Raw genomic sequence first — 22,487 nt, forward strand, 5'->3', positions numbered from 1 at the left:
CGACCGCCGGCACGCCGTAGCGCTCGCCCGCGCGGCGCGGGCCGAAGACGGCATCGCGCCAGGACAGGGCGAAAGCGTTGCTCCGGCGGCTCCCCCCGGGGTGAGCCGCCGGAAGAATGGCTGTCGAGGGGTGGCGGTCAGTCGCAACAGGGCGTTGCGTCTTCGGGGGTGCTGGCCTTGAGCAGTTCTTCGAGGGTCATGGAGTCCAGGCGTTCCAGCAGGGCCTTGCTCACCTCCTGCCAGAGGCGGCTGGTGACGCAGGTCTTCAGGCGCGGGCAGCTGGTGCGCTCGGTCCAGCAGGTGACGAGGTTCAGGTCCCCCTCCAGGGCGCGCACGATCTCGCCCATGGAGATGGACGAGGGCGGCTTGGCCAGCAGATGCCCGCCCTTTGAGCCGCGCATGCTGCGGATGAGGCCCGCCTTTTTGAGAATGCGCGACAGTTTTTCCAGGTACTTCACCGAAATGCCCTGCCGGTGCGCGATCTCGCTCACGCGCACGGGGCCGTTGCCGCCGTTCTGGGCCAGATCGAGGAGCATGCGCGTTCCGTAACGGCTGCGGGTGGTCAGCTTCATGCGGTCCTTCCCTTTTCGCGCCGTCCTGGGGACGAGACGCGCTTTTTTCGAGTACTTAGCCGGTGTTCAAGGCACTGACAAGGCATCCAACGGTTGTGCGCTCCACGTTGCGGGGCAGCGCACCACGTTCCCTGCCTTGTTGGCGTAGAGCACGTAGCCGTGGTCGCGTCCGAAGCGCCAGAGGTCGCGCGTGACGGCCACGTCGGCCTTGCAATAGTGGATGATCTCCTCCACGCGTCCCTCTTTCCACCACTGCAGGGCCTTCAGTCCGTCGGCCGTCTTGGAAGCGCCCAGGGTGGCCCGGGCCAGGGTGTCCAGGGAGACGCGCACGCCCAGGCGCGCCTTGATGCGCTCCAGCAGGTCCAGGGTGGGCAGGCGGGAGAAGTCGAGGGAGGTGTAGCGTCTCAGTACCTCGTAGTCGAAGCGCAGGCAGTTGAAGCCCACGACGAGATCGGCCAGGGCCAGGGTCTGCGCGAGCTCCTGCGCGCGCTCCTCGGTGAACGTCAGGAAATCCCCGGCCCGGGAGTCCCAGACCACGCCCACGGAGAGGCGCATGTCGCGCGCCTTGTGCCAGCCGCCCACCTCGGCGGCGGAGAGCTGGGTCTCCACGTCGAAGACCATCACCCGCCCGGGGTCGCGGGGCAGCTCCCTGCGGGGCGCGTCCGGGACCTGGGCGGAACCCGCGAAGGGCGGGGCGGAACGGAGCGCTGCCGGGGCCGTGACGCCCGCGCGCTCTCCTTCTGAAGAGTCCCCGGCGGACACCGCGCGCGGCGCAAGCCCGCCCTCCTCCGGGGCCTCACCCTCCACGGCGATCTCCAGGGGGGGCCGCTCCTCGGGCGCGCCGCGCAGGATGCGCTCCAGCAGAAACTGCGCCGCGATCTTGTCGATGGGCCGGTTGCCCGAGCCGCACTTGGGCGAGTGCACGCAGGAGGGGCAGCCCGACTCGCACGGGCAGCCCGCGATGGCCGCCAGGGTGCGCTCCAGGAGTTCCGCGCGCCGCGCATAGGCCTGGCGCGTGAGCCCCACGCCGCCGGGCACGCCGTCGTAGACGAACACCGCCGCGCGGCCCAGCTGGGGGTGCAGGGGCGTGGAGATGCCGCCCAGATCGTTGCGGTCGGTCATCACCAGCAGCGGCAGGATGCCGATGGCCGCGTGCTCCACGGCGTGGATGCCGCCCATGAAATGGAAGAGCCTGCGCTCGGCCTCGTCCTGGTCCTGGCGGCCGATCTCGAACCAGAGGCCCTCGGTCTCGAAGGTGAGCGGCGGCAGGTCCAGGGGCACGATGTTCAGGAGCCGCCCGCCGCGCACGCTGCGGCGCTCGTACCCCGTGACCGTTTCCGTCACCTTGAGCCGCCCCAGGCCCGCGCGCGCGCCAAAGGCCGCGCCCTGCTCGCGCACCTCCAGGATCTCCGTGGACTTCTGGCCCCGGGTGCGCGTGTAGTAGTCCACCTTGCGCTCCGAGGCCACGGCCAGGCGCTCGGCCAGGGAGAGCGACTCCACCACGAAGCTCGTGCCCCGGTGGATGTACACGGCCCCGGGGTGGGTCTCGCGGAAGGCGCGGTGCTCGTCCACGTGGCCGATGGAGTGCCCCCGCGCGTCCTGGATGTGGTAGAGCCCGCCGGAGCCGCGCAGGTCCACGTCGCGGTGGGGGGCCTTGCGGGCCGCGTGGATGCGGCTGCCTTCGGCGTCCAGGAGCAGCCTGCCCCGGTCGGCCAGGGAGCGCGCGGCCTCGCGCGCGGCCGGGGAGCGCAGGTAGGGCTCGTTTGGACGCAGGGCGTACTCGGCGGCGGCGCACTCCAGATGGCGGGCCAGGATGGCCGGGTTGTCCGGGTTGACCACGGCGTCCTCGGGGGGCCGCTCGAAGAAGTCCTCGGGGTGGCGCATGAAGTACTGGTCCAGGGCGTCCTCGCCCGCCACCAGGATCACGGCGGACTCGTCCCCGCCGCGCCCCACACGTCCGCCGCGCTGCCAGGTGGACATCACCGTGCCCGGGTAGCCCGCCAGGATGCACAGGTCCAGGCCGCCGATGTCGATGCCCAGCTCCAGGGCCGAGGTGGAGATGACGGCCAGCAGGTCGCCCGAGGCCATGCGGGCCTCGATGTCGCGGCGCTCCTCCGGCAGGAAGCCGGAGCGGTAGGCGCTGATGCGCGGGGCCATGGCCCCGGCCTTCTCGGCGGCCCACAGGGCCACCAGCTCGGTCATCTTGCGCGACTGGCAGTAGACGATGGTGCGCAAGCCCCTGGCCAGGGCGGCCTTGAGCAGCAGGATGGCCGTGCGCGCCGCGCCCTCCAGGGGGTTGACGAAGAGCACGTGCCGCCTGCCCGTGGGCGCGCCCGAGCGCGAGACCACCTCCACGGGCAGCCCCGAGAGGGCCTGGGCCAGCTCGCCCGGGTTGCCGATGGTGGCCGAGGAGAACAGGTGGGCGGGGCGCGCGCCGAAGCGCTCGCAGACGCGGCCCAGGCGGCGCAGCACGTGGGCCATGTGGGAGCCCATCACGCCCCGGTAGGCGTGCATCTCGTCCACCACCACGAAATTGAGCCCTGCCAGGAAGGTGGTCCAGGTTTCGTGGTGGGGCAGAATGGCCAGGTGGAGCATCTCGGGGTTGGTGATGAGCACGTGGGGCGGGTCCAGGCGGAGCTTGCGCCGGGCGTGGGCGGTGGTGTCGCCGTCGTAGACCGCGGCGCGGGGCCTGGCCGAGGCGGGCAGGCTTTCGGTGAGGCGTTCGAAGGCCTTGAGCTGGTCCTGGGCCAGGGCCTTGAGGGGGAAGACGAAGAGCGCGCGGGAGGAGGGGTCGGCCAGGAAGCGCTCCAGCACGGGCAGGGAATACGTGAGGGTCTTGCCCGAGGCCGTGGGCGTGGCCGAGGCCACGTTGCGCCCGGCCAGGGCCAGGGAGCAGGCCAGGGCCTGATGGCTGTAGAGGCGCGCGATGCCCCGCGCGGCCAGGATCTCGCGCAGGGCCGGGGAGAAGGGGCGCACGGGCTCGCCGTATTCGGCCGGGGCGGGCTCCAGCGTGCGGTGGCAGCAGATGCGGTCCTTGAGGCGCTCGGAGGCCTTGAGGGCCGCCACATATTCGGCGACGCTGCCGGGAATCACGGGGTCGCCGGGAAGGCCGTGACCCAGAACGCGCGGCTGCCGTCGCCCTGGCTGCCGGAGCGTTCGGTGTAGAGCCGGGCCTTGCCCGCCAGGGCGACGCGCAGGAAGAAACGGGAGACGCTGGCCTCGCGAACGCGCCGGTCGAGCACGCTGAAGGTTTCGTATCCCTCGGGGCGCTCCAGGGCCTCGCCCGTGCGGCGCAGCAGAGGCTCCCAGGCCTGTCCGTCCAGGGAGAAGTCCACCTCCAGGGCCGATTGCGCTCCGCGCTCCAGGCGTGCGGGCAGGCGGACCTCCACACGGCCCACGGGGCCTTGCGCGTCGCACTCCAGCACCAGTTCCCCCTGGCGGGCCTGCGCGGCTCCCAGCCAGTCGATGGCCACCGAGCCCTCGGCCACGCTCTCCAGGCCCCGGGTGGAGACCACCCGCACCGCGAGCTGCGCGCCGGGCTCCGCGTCCGTGCGCCCTCCCGGGGCCACGGCCAGGCGCGCGGCCCGGGGCCGGGCCATGGCGTCCATGGGGTCGCCCGGGGCCACGGCCAGCACGGGCGCGCCCTCGGGAGTGGCCGCCAGGCGCAGCCTGTCGGCCACGGCCCGGGCCACGAGCTGGTTGCCCTCGGGGGAGCAGTGGCCGTCGCGCGGGGTCAGGTAGGGGTGCACGCCCCGCACGAAGAGCGAGCGCCGGAAGGGTTCGAGCATGTCCACGGCGGGCAGGCCCATGGCGTTGACGGCCGGGGCCAGCTCCTGGCGGGCGGCGTAGAGGCGGCCCTCCACCTCCATCAGGTCCGGGACGGCCAGGAAGACGAGCCGGGCGCCGAAGTGCTCCGTGAAGCGGCGCATGCCCTCCAGGGCCGCGCGGTAGGCGCTCCAGACGCGGGCCAGCTCCTGCCCGGAGGCGGGGCCGAGGATGTCCCGGGCGTGTTCGCTGCGGGCCTTTTCGTAGTCGGTGGCCTTGAAGCGGAAGGGGTCGAGCCCGGGGTTGGTCCTGTGCTCGCCGCTGGTCATCTGGGGGGGCCTGCTCACGGCCTGGGCCCCGGTGCGGAAGAGGAAGCCGATGTTGGCCGCGGCCTGGTAGACCCGCGACCAGGAGAACCAGCGAGAGAGAACCCCCCGGGCGGTGTAGACCGGATCGTTGGCCAGGCCCTCGCGGAAGAGCGCGTCGCGGGTGTGGTCGTGGATGTCGTTGGGGAAGAACTGGAGCACCACCACGTCGGGCATGAGGGCCGCGCCTTTCGTGAGGTAGTAGTCCATGGCGTCGAGGATGCCGAAGATGGGGATACCGGCGTTGACCACCTCGAACTTCTGGCCGGGGTAGCGGCGTTCCAGCTCCCGGCGCAGCAGTTCGGGGTAGGTGTGCTCGTCGTCCACGCCGTAGCCGTAGGTGAAGGAGTCGCCCAGGCAGAGCACGCGCAGCACGCCCTCGGGCTTGGCCGAGGGGTAGTCCGCCAGGCCCCGGGAGCCCTGGTTGTTGGCCGTGACGCGGTAGGGCAGCGCGGGGACGGTGCGGTCCACCACGCGCAGGTGGGGCTCCAGGTCGCCGTGGACGCCCGCGAAGTAGCGGGGCACGGCCGCGCGGGAGGGCACGCGGCCGGTGAGGCGCAGCACGCCCTCCGCGCCCGCGAAGCAGAGCGCCGTGAACGCCAGGAGGTAGAGGCCGTACCAGACGGGACGCATGGTCGGACTAATGCCCCGCGATGTTGTACTTCTTGAGCTTGTACTGCAGCAGGCTCTTGGAGACGCCCAGCATCTCGGCGGCCTTCACCTGCACGAAGTCGGCCCGGGCCAGGGCGCGGCGCACCAGGGCGGCCTCGATGCGCTCCAGGGTCTCGCCCAGGTTGATCTGCACGGGCAGGAGGTCCACGGCGGACTTGTACTGCGTCTCCTCGTCGCGCACTTCGGCGGGCAGCTCCTCCACGCCGATGAGTTCTGCCGAGGCCAGCACCACGCAGCGCTCCACCACGTTCTGGAGCTGGCGCACGTTGCCGGGCCACTCGTAGCCCGTGAGGGCGTCCACGGCCTCGGTGGCGAACCCCTGGACGTTCTTGGCGTTCTCCTCGGCGTACTTGCGCAGGAAGTGGACGGCCAGCAGGGGCACGTCCTCGCGCCGTTCGCGCAGGGCGGGCACCTGGATGGAGACCACGTTGAGCCGGTAGAAGAGGTCTTCCCGGAAGGTTCCGGCCTTCACGGCCTCGGTGAGGTTCTTGTTGGTGGCGGCCACCACGCGGATGTCGGCCTCCACGGTCTGCGTGCCGCCCACGCGCTCGAAGGAGCGCTCCTGGAGCACGCGCAGGAGCTTCACCTGGATGTCGGCGGAGAGTTCGCCGATCTCGTCGAGGAAGAGCGTGCCGCCCTGGGCGGCCTCGAAGCGGCCCCTGCGCTTGGCCACGGCCCCGGTGAAGGAGCCCTTCTCGTGGCCGAAGAGTTCGCTTTCCAGGATGCCCGGGTTCAGGGCCATGCAGTTCACGGAGACGAAGGGCTGGTCCTTGCGGGGCGAGGCGAAGTGGATGGCCTTGGCGATGAGCTCCTTGCCCGTGCCCGACTCGCCCGTGATGAGCACCGTGGAGCGCGAGGGCGCGGCGCGCTCCACCAGCTCCAGCACCTGGCCCATGGCCTTGGAGCGCCCGATGATCTGGTGCACGGCGAAGCGTTCTTCCAGGGTCTGGCGCAGGAGGATGTTCTCGCGCTGGGCGCGGGCGAACTGGGCGGCCTTGCCCACGGTGAGCAGCAGCTCGTCGTTGGAGAAGGGCTTGGTGACGTAATCGAAGGCCCCCACGCGCATGGCCTCCACCGCGCCCTCGATGGAGCCGAAGGCGGTCATGATGATCACGGGCACGTGGGGGTAGGAGCGTTTCACGCGCTCCAGCACTTCCTGGCCGGTCACCTTGGGCATCTTCATGTCCGTGATGACCACGTCCACCTCGGATTCCTCAAGGTAGGCCAGGCCCATCTCCGGGTCGTCCAGGGCGGTGACGGCGTAGCCGGCGTCGGCCAGGAGGGCTTCGAGGATGAGCAGGTAGTTGCGCTCGTCGTCGAGGATGAGGACTTGGGTTGCCATGACCCGGAGATACTAGGGCCTGGGGAAGAGGATGTCCACCCTGGCCCCGCCCTCGGGGTTGTCGCCCAGGCGCAGCTCGGCCCCGTGGCTGCGCAGGATGCTGGCGGTGATGGCCAGGCCCAGGCCCGTGCCCTGGGGCTTGGTGGTGAAGAAGGGGTCCAGGAGCTTGTCGCGGATGGCGGGGGGGATGCCCGGCCCCGTGTCCGTGACGCGCAGGCGGATGCGCCCCCCCTCTTCGCCGGATTCCAGCACGATCTGGCCGCGCAGGGCTTCGGGGCCGTCGCCTTCCGGGTTATGGGCGCAGGCCTGCCCGGGTTCCGGGGCCATGGCCTCCAGCGCGTTGGCCAGGATGTTGTAGAGGGCGCGGTAGAGCAGGTCCTTGTCGCCGGGCACCATGACGCCGGGCTCGCAGGCGCGCACCACCTCCACGCCCTGGGCGCGGCACTTCTGCTCCAGGAAGGCCAGGCACTGGTCGAGCACGGCGCCGAGGTCCACGGGTTCGAGCTTGATGGCCTTGGGCCGGGCGTAGTCCAGGAAGTCGCCCACGGTCTTGGAGAGGCGCACGGCCTCCTCGTGGATGGCGGCCAGGATTTTCGCGGTGAGGGGGTCCTTGTCCTTGGCGCGCGCCAGCAGAAGCTCGGAGCTGGAGCGGATGATGCCCAGGGGGTTGCGGATCTCGTGGGCGATGCCCGCCACCATGCGGCCCATGCTCACGAGCTTCTCGTTCTGCAGGGCCTCGCGTTCGTACTCCTCCTTTTCGCGCATGCGCTGGGCGCTCAGGCGGTCGGCGCGGTGGATGAGCATGCGCAGCACGAAGAAGAGCACCAGGGAGGAGCCCAGGGCCGAGAGGGTGATCAGGCGCTGGAAGGTGACGAGCTTGCGGTAGTCGGCGGTGATGTCCAGGGTGAACTCCAGGCCGCCGATGACGCCCTCCACCTCCACGAGGCTGCCGCCGGGGGCCTCCCCCGGCGAGGGGGGCTCGCCCTGCTCCTGGGCCTGCTCCTGGCCCTGGGCGGACGGCTGGTCGGCCACGGGCACGAAGCCCTTGATGCGCAGCGGCCCGCGCGTGCGCATCACCACGGAGTTGGGCGCGATCTCCGCCGAGAAGAAGGCCCCCAGCGCCCCGGTCTGGTAGATGAACTCGTAGGCGTACTTCTCCTGGTCCATGGCCTGGGCCAGGGCCTCGCCGCCCAGGCCCTCGCGGCCCAGGAGGGCGCGGTCCTGGGCGTAGACCACCACGCCCGAGAGGTCGTAGAGGCGCACGTCGCGGGCCGGGGACTCGTCCATGGCCCCTTTGATCACCTCGTCCAGGCGCTTGTACTGCTCGGGGTTGGAGAGGTCCGGGCGGCCGAACACCCAGAAGTTGGGAATGTAGAAGCGCTTGGACACCGCCGCGTTGAGGGTGGTGGCCAGCAGCTGGGCGAAGTCGTGCTGCTTCTCCAGGAGCACGTCGCGGGCCTGGTTGGCCAGGAAGAGCGAGAGGAACAGGCTCGAGAGCAGCGTGAGCGCGAGCGTGCCCCAGGAGACGAACTTGAGCAGCCCGAAGGAGGCGTCCGGGCGGGTCTTGGGGGGCGCGTCAGCGGGCGTCACGGGGCCTCATGGAGGGGATGGCGCATCCCCGTGGAGGACGCGCCCGCCGCGCCGCGCGCCCGGGCTGTCCCACGGTCGGGTGCGGCCGTCTTGCGTCGCCGCGAAAGCCCCCGGCGGGCCGCATGGCCCGCCGGGGACGGCGCATCGTGCAGGGGCGCGGATACCACGCGCCCTAGAACCCCGTGGTCCGGCGCTGGGCCGAGAGGAACCGGGCCAGATCGGCCTTTTCCGCGGCAAGGCCGTCGGCCCCGAGGCGGGCCTTGGCCAGGCGCTTGCCCAGCTCCACGGCGGGCTGGTCCAGGGGGTCGATGGACATGAGCCACCCCGTGAAGAGGGTGGAGAGCTCCAGCAGGGCCATGAGGCGGCCGCACTCGTGCTCGGTGCAGCGGGCGAGGCAGGCCTCCACCAGGGGGATGCCGCGCTGGGTCATGGCCATGCGCGAGCCCAGGGCCTCGGCCGGGAGCAGCTCGCCCAGCATCTTGCCGCGCAGGAAGCCGAACTCGGCGGGCAGGTCGTCGGGGAAGGCCGTGCCGGGGTCTTCCTCGCGGCTGGTGATGAACAGGCAGCCCTTGTCGCGGGGGCCGTCCAGGAACATCTGCTGCAGGGAGTGCTGGTCGGTGACGCCCACTGCCGGCAGGGGCATGGAGCCCTTGCCTTCCTTGCCCAGGCTTTCGGCCCAGAGCTGGCCGAACCAGGCCCCCAGGGTGGCCAGGCGCGGCACGTAGCAGAAGAAGATGATCTGCGTGAAGCCCGAGTCGATGATGGACCAGTTCCAGCAGGCCAGCTCCCAGGCGGGGTGCGCGGAGAGGATCTTGGGCGAGAGGATGGTCTCGGTGAGGGGCTTGGTGACGGAGAGCGCGCCCTCCACCAGGGCCTCGCAGTCGATGCCCAGGAAGGCGGCGGGGATGAGCCCCACGGCCGAGAGCACCGAGTAGCGCCCGCCCATGTAGGTGGGCACGGGCAGCGTGGTGAAGCCGTGGCGCGCCGATTCCTTGCGGAAGAAGCCGTCCTCGCCGGTGACCATGATCAGGTGGTCCTTCCAGGCGTCGCCCAGGGCCTCCTTGAGCCAGCGGCAGGCCAGGAAGTACTGGCTGGCCGTCTCGATGGTGCCGCCGGACTTGCTCACGGCCACCACCACGGTCTCGGCGGGGTCGAGCCTGGTGAAGTAGGTCATGAGCGAGCCCGAGTCCACGTTGTCTGCGATCCAGAGCCAGGGTCCCTGGTGCCCGGGCTGGTCCTGGCCGGGGGCGAAGGCCTTCTGGAGTGCGCGCGCGCCCAGGGCGGAGCCGCCGATGCCCAGGAGCAGCATGTGCTTGAAGCCCTTCAGGCGCGGGGCCAGCGCGGCCAGGTCGCGCTTGAGGGCGGGCCAGTGGGGCAGGTTGATGAAGGGCAGCCTGCCGCCTTCCGGCCCGGAGAGGTCGGCGGCGAGGCGTTCCACGAAGGCCCCCAGCCGGGCCTGTCCGGCGCTGGGGGAGACCTTCTCGGGGTAGGCGCTGGTCCAGTCGAGCACGTTGTCGGACATGCGGGGGCTCCTTGTCGGTTCGTGTGGGTCCGCCTTGGCGGGCGGACGCTTCGGGCGTCGTACCACCCTTGGGCGAAGATGTCTCGCCCGGCGCGTTACCCTTTGAGCACTTTGCCCACGGCCTCCAGGGCCTTGAGCAGCGTCTCGTCGGAGACGGCGTAGGAGAAGCGCAGGCAGCGGTCGTCCCCGAAGGCGGAGCCGGGCACCAGGGCCACCAGGGCCTCCTCCAGGATGCGCTTGCACAGGCTGGCGGAGTCCGGGGCCTGGGCGTTGAAGCGCGCGCTCACGTCGGGGAAGAGGTAGAACGCGCCGCCGGGGTTGGGGCACTTCACGCCCTCCCAGGAGGAGACGATCTCCATGGCCAGGTTGCGGCGGCGCTCGAAGCCCTGGCGCATCTGCTCCACGCAGTCGAAGCTGCCGGTGAGCGCGGCCACGGCCCCCTTCTGGGCGAAGGAGCACACGTTGGACGTGGACTGCCCCTGGATCTTGGACTGGGCCTTGATCAGGTCCGGGTGGGCCACGCAGTAGCCGATGCGCCAGCCCGTCATGGCGAAGCTCTTGGCCAGGCCGTTGACCACGGCCACCTTTTCGGGATGGCGCTCCCACCAGTGCACCACGGAGAGGCGCTCGGCGGGCGGGTAGACCAGCTGGTCGTAGATTTCGTCGGAGATCACGAAGATGCCGCGCCCCACGGCCCATTCCATGATGGCGTCCAGCTGCGCCCTGGAGTAGCAGCAGCCGGTGGGGTTGGAGGGCGAGTTGAGCACCAGCGCGCGGGTGAGCGGCGTGCGGGCCTTCTCCAGGGCCTCCACGGAGACGAGGAAGTCGTCCTCGGGCTCGGTGGGCACGGCCACGGGCTCGCCGCCGGCCAGGAGCACCATGTCGGGGTAGCTCACCCAGTAAGGGGCGGGAATGAGCACCTGCTCCCCGGGGTTGAGCAGCGCGGTGAAAAGATTGTAGAGCACCTGCTTGCCGCCGTTGGAGACGATGACGGCCTCGCGCGGCGGGGTGACGCCGTAGAAACGCCCGAAGTAGCCGCCCACGGCGTCGCGCAGTTCGGGGATTCCGGGCACGGGGGTGTAGCGGGTGAAGTTGTCGTCCAGGGCCTGGCGGGCGGCCTGCTTGACGTGCTCGGGCGTGGGGGAGTCGGGCTCGCCCACGGCCAGGCTGATCACTGGCTTGCCCTGGGCCTTGAGTTCCTGGGCCTTGGCGTTGATGGCCAACGTCGCCGACGGCTGGATGCGGGAGAGCTTCAGGGAAATGCGCATGCTGGTCTCGCTGCTGGTTGGAAGTGACGGGCGCGGGATGCCTTCGGGACACTAGAGAAAAAAATGGAAACAGTAAATTCATCGGCGCGTCCTGGCCCCGTTCTGCTGCCTCTTTCCGGCCCGGCCCGGGTGGCCCGGCTTGCGGGGCGCAGGGCGCGCTTCCTCATGGACCTGGAAGACGGCGCGGGCGGGCGCTTCACCGCCCACACCAACAACACCGGAACCATGCTGGGGCTTCTGCGCCCCGGCGCGGAGGTGCTCGCGACGCGGCGCGACACGCCCGGGCGCAAGCTGCCCTGGAGCGTGGAGGCCGTGCGCCTCGGGGATTTCTGGGTGGGCGTGGACACCTCCGTGCCCACCAGGGCGCTGCGGGCCGCGTGGGCGGCCGGGCTCCTGCCCGAGACGGCCGGATACGAAACGTTCCGGGCCGAGCCGCGCTTCGAGGGCGGCCGCCTGGACGCCCTGCTGGAAGGACCGGCCGGGCGCTTGTGGGTGGAGACCAAGAACGTGACCCTGGTGGAGGAATGTCAGGCCCAGTTCCCGGACGCGCCCTCGGAGCGCGCCCGCAAGCACCTGGCGGAGCTTTCGCGTCTGGCGCGCTCGGGGGAGCGCGCGGCGCTCTTCTTCTGCGTGCAGCGCCCCGACGCCCAATGCTTCGGCCCGGCCTGGGCCGTGGACGAGGCCTACGGCCGGGAGTTCCACCAGGCCCTGGACGAGGGCGTGGAGGCCTGGGCGTACGTTCTGGACGTGGGGGAGGACGGGTATCGCCTGGGCGGGAGGCTGGCGGTGGGGGGCGCTCCTTGACGGGCATCAATTCCGCTACTAATTTCGACGTCGGATTCAATGCGACGGGAGGCTCCATGGAAACCATCCACGCCCGCCGGACCGTAAGCGTCACGGAACTCAAGCGCAGTTTCAGCGCCATCCTGGACCAGGCCGGGGACGACCCAGTGGCCGTGCTCAACCACAACCGGCCCGAGGCCTATCTCTTGTCCGCCGCGCTCTACGAGCGCCTGCTCGATCGCCTGGAGGACCTGGAGGACGCCCGGCTCGTGCGCGAACGCGCGGACGGGCCGTTCGTGGAAGTGGACATCGATGCCTTATAGGCTGCGCTTCCACGCGCAGGCCCTCAAGGAGTGGGAGCGGCTGGACGCGACATTGCGCGCCCAGTTCAAGAAGAAACTGGCCGAACGCCTCGTTGAACCCCGAATCCCAAGCGCGGCGCTCTCCGGCCTGCCCGGCTGCTACAAGATCAAGCTGCGCAAGGCGGGATATCGCCTGATTTACCGCGTGGACGAGGACATCGTGAGCGTGACGGTGGTCGCCGTGGGCCAGCGCGACAAACTCCGCGCCTACGACGCGGCGCGAGCGCGCCACGAGGAGTGAGCGTCGGGGCGCGCCCTAGCCCTCGGCCTCGTGGTGCTCGCCGGGCTCGCCCTTGCGGCGCTTCTCCCCGTACTTCACCCGGGCCTCCCAGACCTTGTGGCCCACGCGCCGACCCAGGTCGGCCTGGCGCGCCTTGAGGAGAGCCTCGGCGGCCTCGCGGTTGCCCTGGGACTTGAGCAGCGTTGCGCTCTCCAGGTCTCGCAGGTACTTGGCGCACTCGTGCACCAGCCCCGTCAGGTCCAGCTCGTCGAGTTCCGCCGGGACGCGGACGCTTCGCACGCGGCGTTGCATGGCTTGCACCTCCGTTGGATGAATCGTATTACGATACGTCACGCGAAAGGGCAAGGAATCCTGGACGCGCGCACCCCGCCGGGCCTTGCCCACCCTGCGCCATCAATGATACCGCCTGCGGAGGAGACGCGATGGCCCTGACACGCAACGACAAGCTGCTCATTCTGGGCGCAGTGATCCTGGCCGCCGTGGTGGTGGGCGGTCTCGCCTGGTGGCGCGCCTCCTCCCAGGAGGCCCCCGCGCCCGTCCAGCAGGCGGCCCCGGCGCCCACCGCCGCGACCGCCCAGGCCCCCCAACCCCAGGAGCCCCCCGCGCCCGAGCGCAAGGTGGCCTTGCCCCCGCAGGCCCCGGCCCCCGTGGTGGCCCCCCTGGCCCCGCCCGCCGCGCCGGACCGCTCCCTGGAGACCATCTTCGCGGAGAAGCCCAAGCCCGAGCCGGAGACTCTCCCGTCGCTTCCCCCGCCGCCCCCGCCTCCGGCCGAGCCACCCAAGGTCCAGCCGGAACAGGCCCCCAAGCCCGAAACGCCCGCCGAGCGCCGCGCGAGGCTGGCCCTGGAACGCAAGGCCCAGGCCGACGCCAAGCGCGCCGAGGCCGAGGCCCGCAAATCCCGCGAAGAGACCCTGCGCCGCGCCCAGGATGAGTTGCGCAAGGCCGAGACCGACCTCAAGCGCGCCCAGGAGCGCCTGAAGAAGGAACAGGACAAGGCCCGCCCCGCCCAGCAGGACCCGGCGCAGCCCGCTCCGGCGGCCCCCCCTCAGGCCGCGCCCCAGGCGCAGCAGGCCCCCCCTGCTCCGCCCAAGGCCCCCGAGGCCAAGCCCAAGCCCGAGCCCGAGCGCCGCGTGGTGGACAAGCTTTCCGTGTTCGAGTCCCCCGAGGAGATCGTCTTCACCCTGCACGGCGCGCACACCCAGGCCAAGGCCGAGGCCATGCTCCTGGGAACGCCCTCCCGGCTGGTGATCGACCTGCCGGGACAATGGACCTACCAGCGCCCCGAAAAACCCGCTGGCGGCCAGGTGCAGGCCATCCGCCTGGGCAGGCACCCGGACAAGCTGCGCATCGTCCTCGACCTGACCCACGCGCCCAAGGGCGGCAAACGCCCTGCCGTGGACAAAACCGCCGACGGCCTGACCATCAGGCTGGGCAAATGACCCAACGGAGGAACGCCTTGAACAAGACGGCCCCCCTGCTCTTTCTCGCGCTGGCGCTGACCCTCTGGGCCGGCGACGCCCCGGCCCTCCAGGAGCGCACGCTCACCGACGAGCCCACCGTGGACAAGCCCCAGGGCCCGGCGCTCAAGGAGCCCGCCCCCGCGCCCAAATCAGCTCCCGCTCCGGCCCCGGCCCCGGCCCCTGAGGCCAAGCCTGCGGCGGACGGCAAATCCCCCTTCAACTCCCAGGCCCCGGCCGTGGAGAAATACCCGCCCCCGCCCGCCTCCTACGGCAAGGGCTCCGGCGGCGCTCCGGGCGGCACCTGGACCCCCGGCGGCCAGCCCCAGACTGCCGAGACCCCGGCCGAGACCCCGGCTGAACCCTCCGCCTCGGGGCAGGGCTCCGGCACACGCATCTTCGACATGCCCGAGGCCCGGAAGGTGACCACCTACTCGCGCAAGGAAGTGGACGAACAGGTCATGGGCTTCTTCGAGGGCGGGGCCAGGGGCCTGGCGGACCTTATCTCCCGGGCTTTCGAGAAGTACGGCGAGCCCACGGGCTTCATCAAGGGCAGCGAGGGCGCGGGCGCGCTGGTGGTGGGCTTCCGCTACGGCGAGGGCTGGCTCTACCTCAGAAACGGCCAGAAGGCCTACGTCTACTGGCAGAGCCCCTCCGTGGGGCTGGATCTGGGCGTCAACGCCTCCAAGGTGTTCTGCATGGTCTACGGCATGACCAGCGTCGACCAGATCTACCAGCGCTTCCCCAGCGTGGACGGCAGCGCCTACGTGGTGGGCGGCTTCGGCATGAACTACCAGCGCTCCAGCCCCGTGGTGCTGGCCCCCATCCGCTTCGGCGTGGGGCTGCGCCTGGGGGCCAACCTGGGCTACATGCACTTCACCAAGGAACGCACCATCAACCCGTTCTGATCCTCGCGGCGGCGCGGCCCGGTCGCGCCGCCGACCCGCTCCCCGCCCCGAGGCGGGCGCTCAGAACCGCAGGAACCGAAGCGTCATGGTCGGCATGGAAATCAAGGCACTGGTCTTGACCGGCTCGCCGGACAGGACCCGGGAGCTGGCCGATGTGCTCCAGCGCGCAGGCGTTGTCCGCCCGGACACGGCCGCAAGCCTCGAAGAAGCCCTGGACCGCGTCCTGCGCGACCCACCCGGCCTGGCGCTCCTCGACCTCGACGACCCAGCCCTCGACGCAGCCCAAGCCTGCCGCGCCCTCCAGGACGGCCCGGGGGTCCCCGTGGTGTGCGCCACGGCCCGCACGGACGCCCAGGCCCTGCGCGTCCTGGCCCAGGCCGATCCCGCCGGGACGCTCCTCCTGCCCCAGGAGCCCCGGCACACCCGCGCCGTGCTGGAACTGGCCCTCCTGCGCCACGCCGCCCCGCCCGCGCGCCTGTGCGACCCCGCGCCCCTGGAGGACGCCCTGCGTCGCCTCTCCCGCGAAGTGAAGGAGCGCAGACGCGCCGAGGAGGCCCTGCGCCAGGCCGAGGAGCGCTACCGCACCATCGCCGACTTCACCCACGACTGGGAGTACTGGCAGCTCCCCGACGGCTCCCTGGCCTACGTCTCCCCCTCCTGCGAGCACATCACCGGACGCCCGCCGGGGGCCTTCATGGCCGACCCGTCCCTGCTGGAATCCGTCATCCTGGAGGAGGATCTCCCCTCCTGGTACACCCACCGCGACCATGTGCTCGCCGACCGGTCCTGCGGAAGGGCGCGCTTCCGCATCCGCCATGCGGACGGCTCCGTGCGCTGGATCGGCCACGTCTGCCAGCCCGTCACCGGAAAGGACGGCCGCTTCGCGGGCACCAGGGCGAGCAACCGCGACATCACCCCCGAGGTGCGCGCCCTGGAGGAACTGCGCCGCGTGGAGGCCTGGCACAGGCTGCTCCTGGAAGCGCTGCCCGCGCCCATCTCCGTCACCTCGCTCGCGGAAGGGAGCATCCTCTACCTCAACCAGGCCTGTCGCGAACTCCTGGCCTTTTCCGCGCCGGGAGACCCGCCGCGCACGTCCAGGGACTTCTACAAGAACCCCGAGGACCGCGCCGAACTCATCGCCGCCCTGGAGCGCCACGGCAGCGTGCGCCGCGAGGTGGAGATGGTCTCTTGCGACGGCCGCGTCTTCTGGGCGCTCATCTCGGCCGTGTTCCTGGAATACGGGGCCACGCGCGCCGTGTTCGCCGTCCTGCTCGACGACACCGAGCGCCGCATGGCGCAAGAGGATCTGCGCGAATCGCGCGACATCTTCTCCACCTTCATGGACCAGATCCCCGCCGTGGTCTTCCTCCAGGACCAGGACACCCGCGCGCGCTACATCAACCGCCACTTCCGCGAGATGCTGGCCCCCGGGGCGGACTGGAACGGCAAAACCCCCCAGGAGCTCTTCCCCGGAGAAACCGGCGAGGCCATGGCCCGAGACACCCGCGAAGCCCTGGCCGGCAGGGTGGTCGTGCGCGACGAACGCATCAGCGGCCGTACCGGCGCCTCCCTGTGGCGCACCACCAAGTTCCCCATCCTGCGCGAGGGCAAGACCCCCCTCGTGGGCGCCATGGCCTGGGACGTGAGCGAACCCGCCGCCCTGAGCACTCTCGGACGCGCCGTCAACCAGGCGGTCACCCTGGAAGAGACCGCACGGACGGCCGTGAGTTCCGCGGCGGAGCTGCTCAGCCTGGACCTCGCCGTGCTCTACCTCCTGGACGGCGACCTGCTCCAGGCCCAGGCCCTCCAGACCGGCCTGCCCGGCTACTCCGATCCGACCGCGTTGACGCACGAACTGGGCGACTGCCTCTGCGGGATGGCCGCCCGGGAGCGGCGCTCCCTCTTCTCGCGCGACATCCGCAGCGACCAGCGCTGCTCCCGCGAAGCCTGCGCGCGCGGAGGAATCATCTCCTTCGCCGCCCTGCCCCTCTGGGTGGGCAGCGAACTCATGGGCGTGCTGGGTCTTGGCTGCGTGCGCCCGCGCGACCTGGAAGCCCAGGCGGAACACCTGGAGTCCATGGCCTATGTGGTCTCCCTGGGCGTGCACAAGGCCCGGCTCTACGAAGAGGTGGCCCGCCAGGCCCGCGACCTGGACCTCAAGGTGGCCGAACGCACCGAGGAGCTGCGCGTCACCAACCGCCAGCTGGAGCTCTTTTCGGCCCGCGCCCAGGATCTGGCCGCGCGCTCCGCCGCCGCAAGCCGCGCCAAGAGCGAGTTTCTGGCCAAGATGAGCCACGAGATCCGCACCCCCATGAACGCCGTGGTGAACATGACCCGCCTCGTGCTCGACTCGACCCTCACCCCCGAACAGCGCGAACGCCTGGACATGGTGGACCGCGCCTCCCACCACCTTCTGGGCATCATCGACGACATCCTCGACTTCTCCCGCATCGAGGCCGGACGCATGACCCTGGCCAACGAGCCCTTCGAGACCGCCCCGCTGCTGCGCTCCTGCCTGGAGCCCTTCGCGCGCCAAGCCGCCCAGAAAGGCGTGGGACTGGGCGCCAGACTGCACCCGGAACTCCCCCGCGCGGCCAAGGGCGACCCGGGCCGCCTGCGCCAGATCCTCATCAACCTGGTGGGCAATGCCGTGAAGTTCACCGCCTCGGGCAGCGTGACCCTCTCGGCCGAGGCCCGCCTCCTGCCCGAAGGCGACAGCTTCGAACTGGTGGCGCGGGTGACCGACACGGGCGTCGGCATCACCCCGGAACTTCAGGAGCGCATCTTCGACCTCTTCCGCCAGGCCGACGACTCCACCAGCCGCAGGCACGGGGGCACGGGCCTGGGGCTCTCCATCGCGCGCCAGCTGGCGGAGATGATGGGCGGGAGCGTGTCGGTGCGCAGCGAAGAGGGCCGGGGCAGCGAGTTCACCGTGCGCCTGCCGCTGGGCGTCTGCGGACCGGGCGAGAGAGCCGCCCCAGCCCCCGCGTCGCGGGCGGCCCTGCGCGCTCTGCCCCGGCTGCGCGTCCTGGTGGTGGAGGACAACGAGGAGAACAAGAAGGTGGCCATGGCCCTGCTGGAGAAGCTGGGCCAACGCGCGGACATCGCCGGGGGCGGCGTAGAGGCCCTGGAGCGCCTGCGTCGGCAGCCCTACGACGTGGTGTTCATGGACGTGGAAATGCCCGGCATGGACGGCCTGGAGGCCACGCGGCGCATCCGCGCCGGGGAAGCCGGGGAGGCCGCGGCGGGCGTGCGCATCCTGGCCATGACGGCCCATGCCGTCTCGGGTTACCGGGAGATGTGTCTCGAAGCGGGCATGGACGGCTACCTCACCAAACCCCTGGACCTCTCCCGGCTGGAGCAGGCCCTTGCCCAGGCGGCCGCCGCCCCGGCGCGCGAGACGTCCGGTCCGGCACCGGAGTTGCCCGCGCAACCGGCCCCGGAGCCTGTCCGGGACGCGCCCCTGCCGGAATCCGCCTCCGAACGGCTCCCAACCCTGGACCGCCTGGAGGCCCTGAGCCGCCTGGAGGACGAAGACCTCTTCCGGGAGGTGGCCCAGGTGCTGGTGGACGGCTTCGCGGAACGGCTGGCCGCTCTGCGCGACCACCTCTCCGGCGGCCGCGCGATGGAACTGGCCCTGTCGGCCCACGCCCTGAAGGGAGCGCTCGCCACCGTTGGCGCGGCCCACTCGGCGGACCTGGCGCGGAGACTGGAGGAGGCCGCGCGGCGCAACGCGCTGGAACTGGCCCCCTCCCTGGTCGAGGAGCTGGCCCAAGACTTCGAGGACCTGTGCAGGCAGCTCGCCCCGGACGGCGTGAAAGCGCCCGACGCGCATTTTTCGCGTCCGCCCCAGAAAAAGTAGTTGCCAAGAGCCCGGGAAGAGGCTAATTGCTCACTTCCTCGTGCCGAGGTAGCTCAGTTGGTAGAGCAGGGGACTGAAAATCCCCGTGTCGGGGGTTCAACTCCCTCCCTCGGCACCACAGAAATCAAGGGCTTACGGGTAAAACCGTGAGCCCTTTTTCTTTTGGCGGGAAATTCTGTCCCCCACTGACCTGCCGGGATTCCTCGTACCACTCGATCCTTGAGGGTGGCCCCTGGATCAGACTCTTGCCGATAATCCCCGCGTAGGCTTTGGGTTCATCATTCCCAGGGTTGTGAGTGGCCGGGCCTCGTTGTAGAGTCTGCGCCCAGTCTACAATGACGACCTTGGCTTCCACTCTGGAGCGAAACCACTCCACGGACAGGCGCTCGCCCCCGAGCGAAGCCCAAAGGGCCACGCGGAGAGGGGGCGGCCGCCGCACGCGCCCCCTCTCGATTGCGTGCTCCCGGAATCTTGCGTCACGCTGCGCTTTGGGAGCCCTCCTCCGCAGCTTCAGGCATGAGCAACTCGTCCTCATTGAACACCTTGTCGATGTCCAGGATGATGATGAAGTCGTCCCCATGTTTGCCGATGCCCTGGATGAAGTCGGCATGGACGGAGGTTCCCATCCTGGGCGCTGGTTCGATGTCCTTGGGTTCGATGTCCATGACCTCCTTGACCGAATCGGCCAGGGCGCCCAGGACCGTTTCCTGGCCGTCCATCCGCACCTCCACGATGATGATGCACGTGTTCACGGTGCGCCTGGTCTCGGGCATGCCGAACTTCAGGCGAACGTCCACCACCGGGACGGCCCGCCCGCGCAGGTTGATCACCCCGCGCACGGCCTCTGGCGTGCGGGGGACCTTGGTGATGGTCGTATATTCAAGCACCTCGCGCACCGAGGCGATGTCCAGGGCGAACACCTCTTCACCCAGGGTGAAGGTCAGGTATTGGTTCGTGTTCTCGCTCACGGAGTACTCCCGGGGCTAGAATTTCTCGAATTCGTTGTCATGATCGGACGCTCCAAGGTCGAGGGAGACGCCTTTCCCCGGCTTTGCCCCCTTCCGGACCGTCGGACGGGGGCGGCCGACGGTGGGCGCGCCCTGGGGAAGGGCCTTGGGGGCCGCAGGCCGCGAGCCGCCGTGCGAGCCCCTGAGCTTGAAGAAGCTCACGGTGGAAAGCAGCTGCTCGGCCTGGCTGGAGAGCTCTTCCGAGGTGGAGGCCATCTCTTCCGAGGCGGAGGCGTTCTGCTGGATGACCTGGTCGAGCTGCTGGATGGCCTTGTTGATCTGGTCCGCGCCTGCGCTCTGCTCGCGCGAGCCTGCGGCGATCTCCTGCACCAGTTCGGCGGTTTTCTTGATGTCGGGCACAATGGCCGAGAGCATGTTCCCCGCCTTTTCCGCCACGGCCACCGACTCTGTGGACAAGGACGAGATTTCGGCGGCCGCGTGTCCTGAGCGCTCGGCCAGCTTGCGCACCTCGGCCGCGACGACCGCGAACCCCTTGCCGTGTTCGCCTGCCCGTGCGGCCTCGATGGCCGCGTTCAGGGCCAGCAGGTTGGTCTGGCGGGCGATTTCCTCGATGATGGAGATCTTCTCCGCGATCTGCTTCATGGCGCCCACGGTCTGGGACACGGCGCGCCCACCCTCCTCGGCGTCCCTGGCGGCCTTCATGGCCATGGACTCGGTCTGCACGGAGTTGTCGGCGTTCTGCTGGATGTTGGAGGTCATCTCCTCCATGGACGAGGAGACCTCTTCCACGCTGGCGGCCTGCTCGCTGGCGCCCTGCGAGAGGGATTCGGACGTGGCCGAGAGTTCCTGCGACCCGGAGGCCACGTTGTTGGCCCCCTCCACCACCTCGCCCATCACATCGTTCAGGCGTCTGGTCATCTCGCGCAGGGCGTCGGCCAGCATGCCGATCTCGTCTTTCTGGTTGACGTCCAGGTCCAGGGTCATGTCGCCCTCGCTCATCCTCTGGGCGAAGGTGACGCCCTGGATCACTGGGCCGGTGATTCCCTTGGTAATGAAGAAGGCCACGGCCACGCCCAGAACGAGCGCGATCACGAGACCAACGCCCATGACGGTGGAAGAGGCCGACAGGCTCCTGGAAGCCTCATCCGTGAGCTGTTCGGTCAGCTTCACGCCGTAGGACGAGGTGTCGGCCGCGGCCTTGAGCACCTCCTCCGCCACCGAGTTGCGCGTCTTGGTGGCCTCATCCGTGGCGAATGAATTCTTAACGTACGCCAGCATCGCCTCCTTGTAGGATTCGGCGGCCCTGCGGATTTCGTTGAGCTGGCGGATGTTCGCGTCCTGGCGCGTGATGGCCCTGACCTGCTGCTCCTTGGCGGCGATGATCTCGAAGTTCTTCAGTCCCTCCTGGATGACCTTCACGTCGCGCAGGGCCTGCCCCTTGAAGTTGGCCACTCGCACGGCATTGCCCGCGTCGATCACGTCGTTCATCAGTTCGATCTTGTCGGCCCGGTCCTTGACCTTGCCGGACTCAACCATGGGGCTTCCAAGCAGTTCTCTCAAGGCTTTGCCCTGTGATTCCAAATACATAGTGCAATTCTTCATGAAGGCCTGGGCGCTCTCGTCCATGGCCTTGCGGTTGGCCTCCATGGCGTGCTCCAAGGAGTAGGACTGTTCCGCAAGCTTCTTCCATTCAGCGACCTTGGAGCCGGCCTTTTCCGCGTTCTCCTTGAGCTTGACCAGGTTCGGATACTTCCGGGCAAGGTCCCTGGCCTGCTGGAGAGCCCTCTCCACATCGACAAGCTCCTTCTGGGTCTGCTTCCAGAAGGCCTCATCCCCCGTGTAGACGAAGCCTCTCATGGCGAACATGGTCTGCAACGAGGAGCGCTCGACTTCGGTAGCCACGGACACTTCGGGCGCGACCTCCTGGGCCAGGCGCTCGGCCTGTTTCCCCACGGAGAGCATGTTCACCATGGCCATCCCGCCAAGGAGGCCTGCGATAAGAATGAGAATGCCGAAACCAAGGCCGATCTTCACTCCGAGTTTCAAATTTTTCATAGCAACGCCCTTCATTGGAATGTTTCGCCTGGGTACGTCCCTGGATGCCCCGCCTCAAAGCCACTCGGACAAGCAGAAGGGCTCCACCTCCTGCTTTCAGGGCCGACCTCCTGACGGGAGCGCGACTGCACTGGCGGCCACCCCGTCGGAGAGAACTTCAACGTAGCACAGCAGGCGCAGCATGGTCTACCGAAGCGAACAATATTTCTCCATTAGTTGAGCAAACTGCACAGAGAAACAAGTGACTACACTATCTTAATAACAATCATTTTGCAGTATGACCAATGAAAGACAAAGGCTTACGAATGGACCGGCGGACCAATCACAAACCGATCGGGACGCATCCTGTGTTCGCCTGTGCACATATAGGCCGTGTCGATCGATGCGGAGTGCGCAGATGGCATTCGCCAATCGGTACAGAGCATCGCGCAGGAAGCCAGCCGTTCCGGCTGCGGAAGCGCCGCTCTGCCGAAGCCTCTCTCGCGGGAACGGCACCGTGCTGCCGTCCGCTCGCCCTGTCTGTTCGGGCTGATGGCCGGGTGGGCGGCTCGCGCCGCCCAAGGGGAGACTCCGAGGAAAGGGCGGCCACCCGAAAGCAGGTGGTGGCTTCGGGATGCTGGCCTGGCCAGCCCGGCTCGACGCGGATCATCTGTAAAACCGGGCGAACCGCTTCCGACGAGGAAGAGAAGCCGTGGGATGTCACGGCACTCGGGTGGGCAGAGGGTGGACATCGTGCGGGAGGCCGCCCGCAGCAC

The 22,487-nt window shown here is 69.7% G+C and carries 16 protein-coding genes and 1 tRNA gene; 7 read left to right on the plus strand and 10 right to left on the minus strand.

Features of this window, described 5'->3' with window-relative positions; all coding sequences use genetic code 11:
* Nucleotides 1-137: 137 nt before the first annotated feature.
* The 7 genes from ACV4UX_RS06445 to ACV4UX_RS06475 form a co-directional block, all read right to left on the minus strand.
* Complete coding sequence (locus ACV4UX_RS06445) at nt 138-572, minus strand: RrF2 family transcriptional regulator (protein ID WP_491592493.1); 435 nt, start codon at nt 570-572, stop codon at nt 138-140.
* Nucleotides 573-638: 66 nt separating this feature from the next.
* The gene (locus tag ACV4UX_RS06450) at nt 639-3,665 is read right to left on the minus strand and encodes a DEAD/DEAH box helicase (RefSeq protein WP_491592494.1); all 3,027 of its coding nucleotides are present in this window, start codon (nt 3,663-3,665) and stop codon (nt 639-641) included.
* Nucleotides 3,662-5,335 carry an SGNH/GDSL hydrolase family protein gene (locus ACV4UX_RS06455; protein WP_491592495.1) on the minus strand — a complete coding sequence of 558 codons (1,674 nt, stop codon included), beginning with the start codon at nt 5,333-5,335 and terminating at the stop codon, nt 3,662-3,664. The genes ACV4UX_RS06450 and ACV4UX_RS06455 overlap by 4 nt, the downstream gene beginning before the upstream one ends.
* Before the next feature lie 7 nt (nt 5,336-5,342).
* Nucleotides 5,343-6,716 carry a sigma-54-dependent transcriptional regulator gene (locus tag ACV4UX_RS06460; protein ID WP_491592496.1) on the minus strand — a complete coding sequence of 458 codons (1,374 nt, stop codon included), beginning with the start codon at nt 6,714-6,716 and terminating at the stop codon, nt 5,343-5,345.
* A 12-nt stretch (nt 6,717-6,728) separates the two neighbouring features.
* Nucleotides 6,729-8,306, minus strand: a complete 1,578-nt coding sequence (locus ACV4UX_RS06465; RefSeq protein WP_491592497.1) for a sensor histidine kinase — start codon at nt 8,304-8,306, stop codon at nt 6,729-6,731.
* Between the two features lie 172 nt (nt 8,307-8,478).
* Nucleotides 8,479-9,828, minus strand: coding sequence for a phosphoglucose isomerase-related protein (locus ACV4UX_RS06470; RefSeq protein ID WP_491592498.1), 1,350 nt, complete (start codon nt 9,826-9,828; stop codon nt 8,479-8,481).
* A gap of 95 nt (nt 9,829-9,923) precedes the next feature.
* On the minus strand, nt 9,924-11,096 hold the full coding sequence (locus ACV4UX_RS06475) for a pyridoxal phosphate-dependent aminotransferase (protein ID WP_491592499.1): 1,173 nt from the start codon (nt 11,094-11,096) through the stop codon (nt 9,924-9,926).
* Between the two features lie 63 nt (nt 11,097-11,159).
* Here ACV4UX_RS06475 and sfsA point away from each other — a divergent pair, with 63 nt between their 5' ends.
* Genes sfsA through ACV4UX_RS06490 form a run of 3 tightly spaced genes read left to right on the plus strand, consistent with a single transcriptional unit; the run spans nt 11,160 to nt 12,482 of the window.
* Nucleotides 11,160-11,900 carry a DNA/RNA nuclease SfsA gene (gene sfsA, locus ACV4UX_RS06480; protein ID WP_491592500.1) on the plus strand — a complete coding sequence of 247 codons (741 nt, stop codon included), beginning with the start codon at nt 11,160-11,162 and terminating at the stop codon, nt 11,898-11,900.
* A gap of 56 nt (nt 11,901-11,956) precedes the next feature.
* On the plus strand, nt 11,957-12,202 hold the full coding sequence (locus ACV4UX_RS06485) for a type II toxin-antitoxin system Phd/YefM family antitoxin (protein WP_491592501.1): 246 nt from the start codon (nt 11,957-11,959) through the stop codon (nt 12,200-12,202).
* Entirely contained in the window at nt 12,192-12,482 is a 291-nt protein-coding gene (locus tag ACV4UX_RS06490; RefSeq protein ID WP_491592502.1) for a type II toxin-antitoxin system RelE family toxin, read from the plus strand. The genes ACV4UX_RS06485 and ACV4UX_RS06490 overlap by 11 nt, the downstream gene beginning before the upstream one ends.
* Nucleotides 12,483-12,497: 15 nt before the next feature.
* Here the strand turns inward: ACV4UX_RS06490 and ACV4UX_RS06495 are convergent, their stop codons facing one another.
* The gene (locus ACV4UX_RS06495) at nt 12,498-12,773 is read right to left on the minus strand and encodes a hypothetical protein (protein WP_491592503.1); all 276 of its coding nucleotides are present in this window, start codon (nt 12,771-12,773) and stop codon (nt 12,498-12,500) included.
* A gap of 131 nt (nt 12,774-12,904) precedes the next feature.
* Between ACV4UX_RS06495 and ACV4UX_RS06500 the strand changes: the two genes are divergently transcribed.
* From ACV4UX_RS06500 to ACV4UX_RS06515, 4 genes are all read left to right on the plus strand, one after another.
* Nucleotides 12,905-13,921 carry an AMIN domain-containing protein gene (locus ACV4UX_RS06500; RefSeq protein ID WP_491592504.1) on the plus strand — a complete coding sequence of 339 codons (1,017 nt, stop codon included), beginning with the start codon at nt 12,905-12,907 and terminating at the stop codon, nt 13,919-13,921.
* Between the two features lie 17 nt (nt 13,922-13,938).
* A complete protein-coding gene (locus ACV4UX_RS06505) occupies nt 13,939-14,847 on the plus strand; it encodes a DUF1134 domain-containing protein (protein ID WP_491592505.1) in 909 nt (302 codons plus the stop codon).
* A gap of 85 nt (nt 14,848-14,932) precedes the next feature.
* A complete protein-coding gene (locus ACV4UX_RS06510) occupies nt 14,933-18,709 on the plus strand; it encodes a response regulator (protein ID WP_491592506.1) in 3,777 nt (1,258 codons plus the stop codon).
* A gap of 42 nt (nt 18,710-18,751) precedes the next feature.
* Nucleotides 18,752-18,827: transfer RNA gene (locus ACV4UX_RS06515), tRNA-Phe, on the plus strand.
* A 358-nt stretch (nt 18,828-19,185) separates the two neighbouring features.
* On the opposite strand, the gene ACV4UX_RS06520 is transcribed toward ACV4UX_RS06515, so the two are convergent.
* Together ACV4UX_RS06520 and ACV4UX_RS06525 are read right to left on the minus strand one after the other, a co-directional pair.
* A complete protein-coding gene (locus ACV4UX_RS06520) occupies nt 19,186-19,677 on the minus strand; it encodes a chemotaxis protein CheW (RefSeq protein ID WP_491592507.1) in 492 nt (163 codons plus the stop codon).
* Between the two features lie 15 nt (nt 19,678-19,692).
* Nucleotides 19,693-21,747: a HAMP domain-containing methyl-accepting chemotaxis protein gene (locus ACV4UX_RS06525; protein ID WP_491592508.1), complete on the minus strand. Its 2,055-nt coding sequence runs from the start codon at nt 21,745-21,747 to the stop codon at nt 19,693-19,695.
* Nucleotides 21,748-22,487 lie beyond the last annotated feature (740 nt).

This window comes from Fundidesulfovibrio sp., from assembly GCF_058402725.1.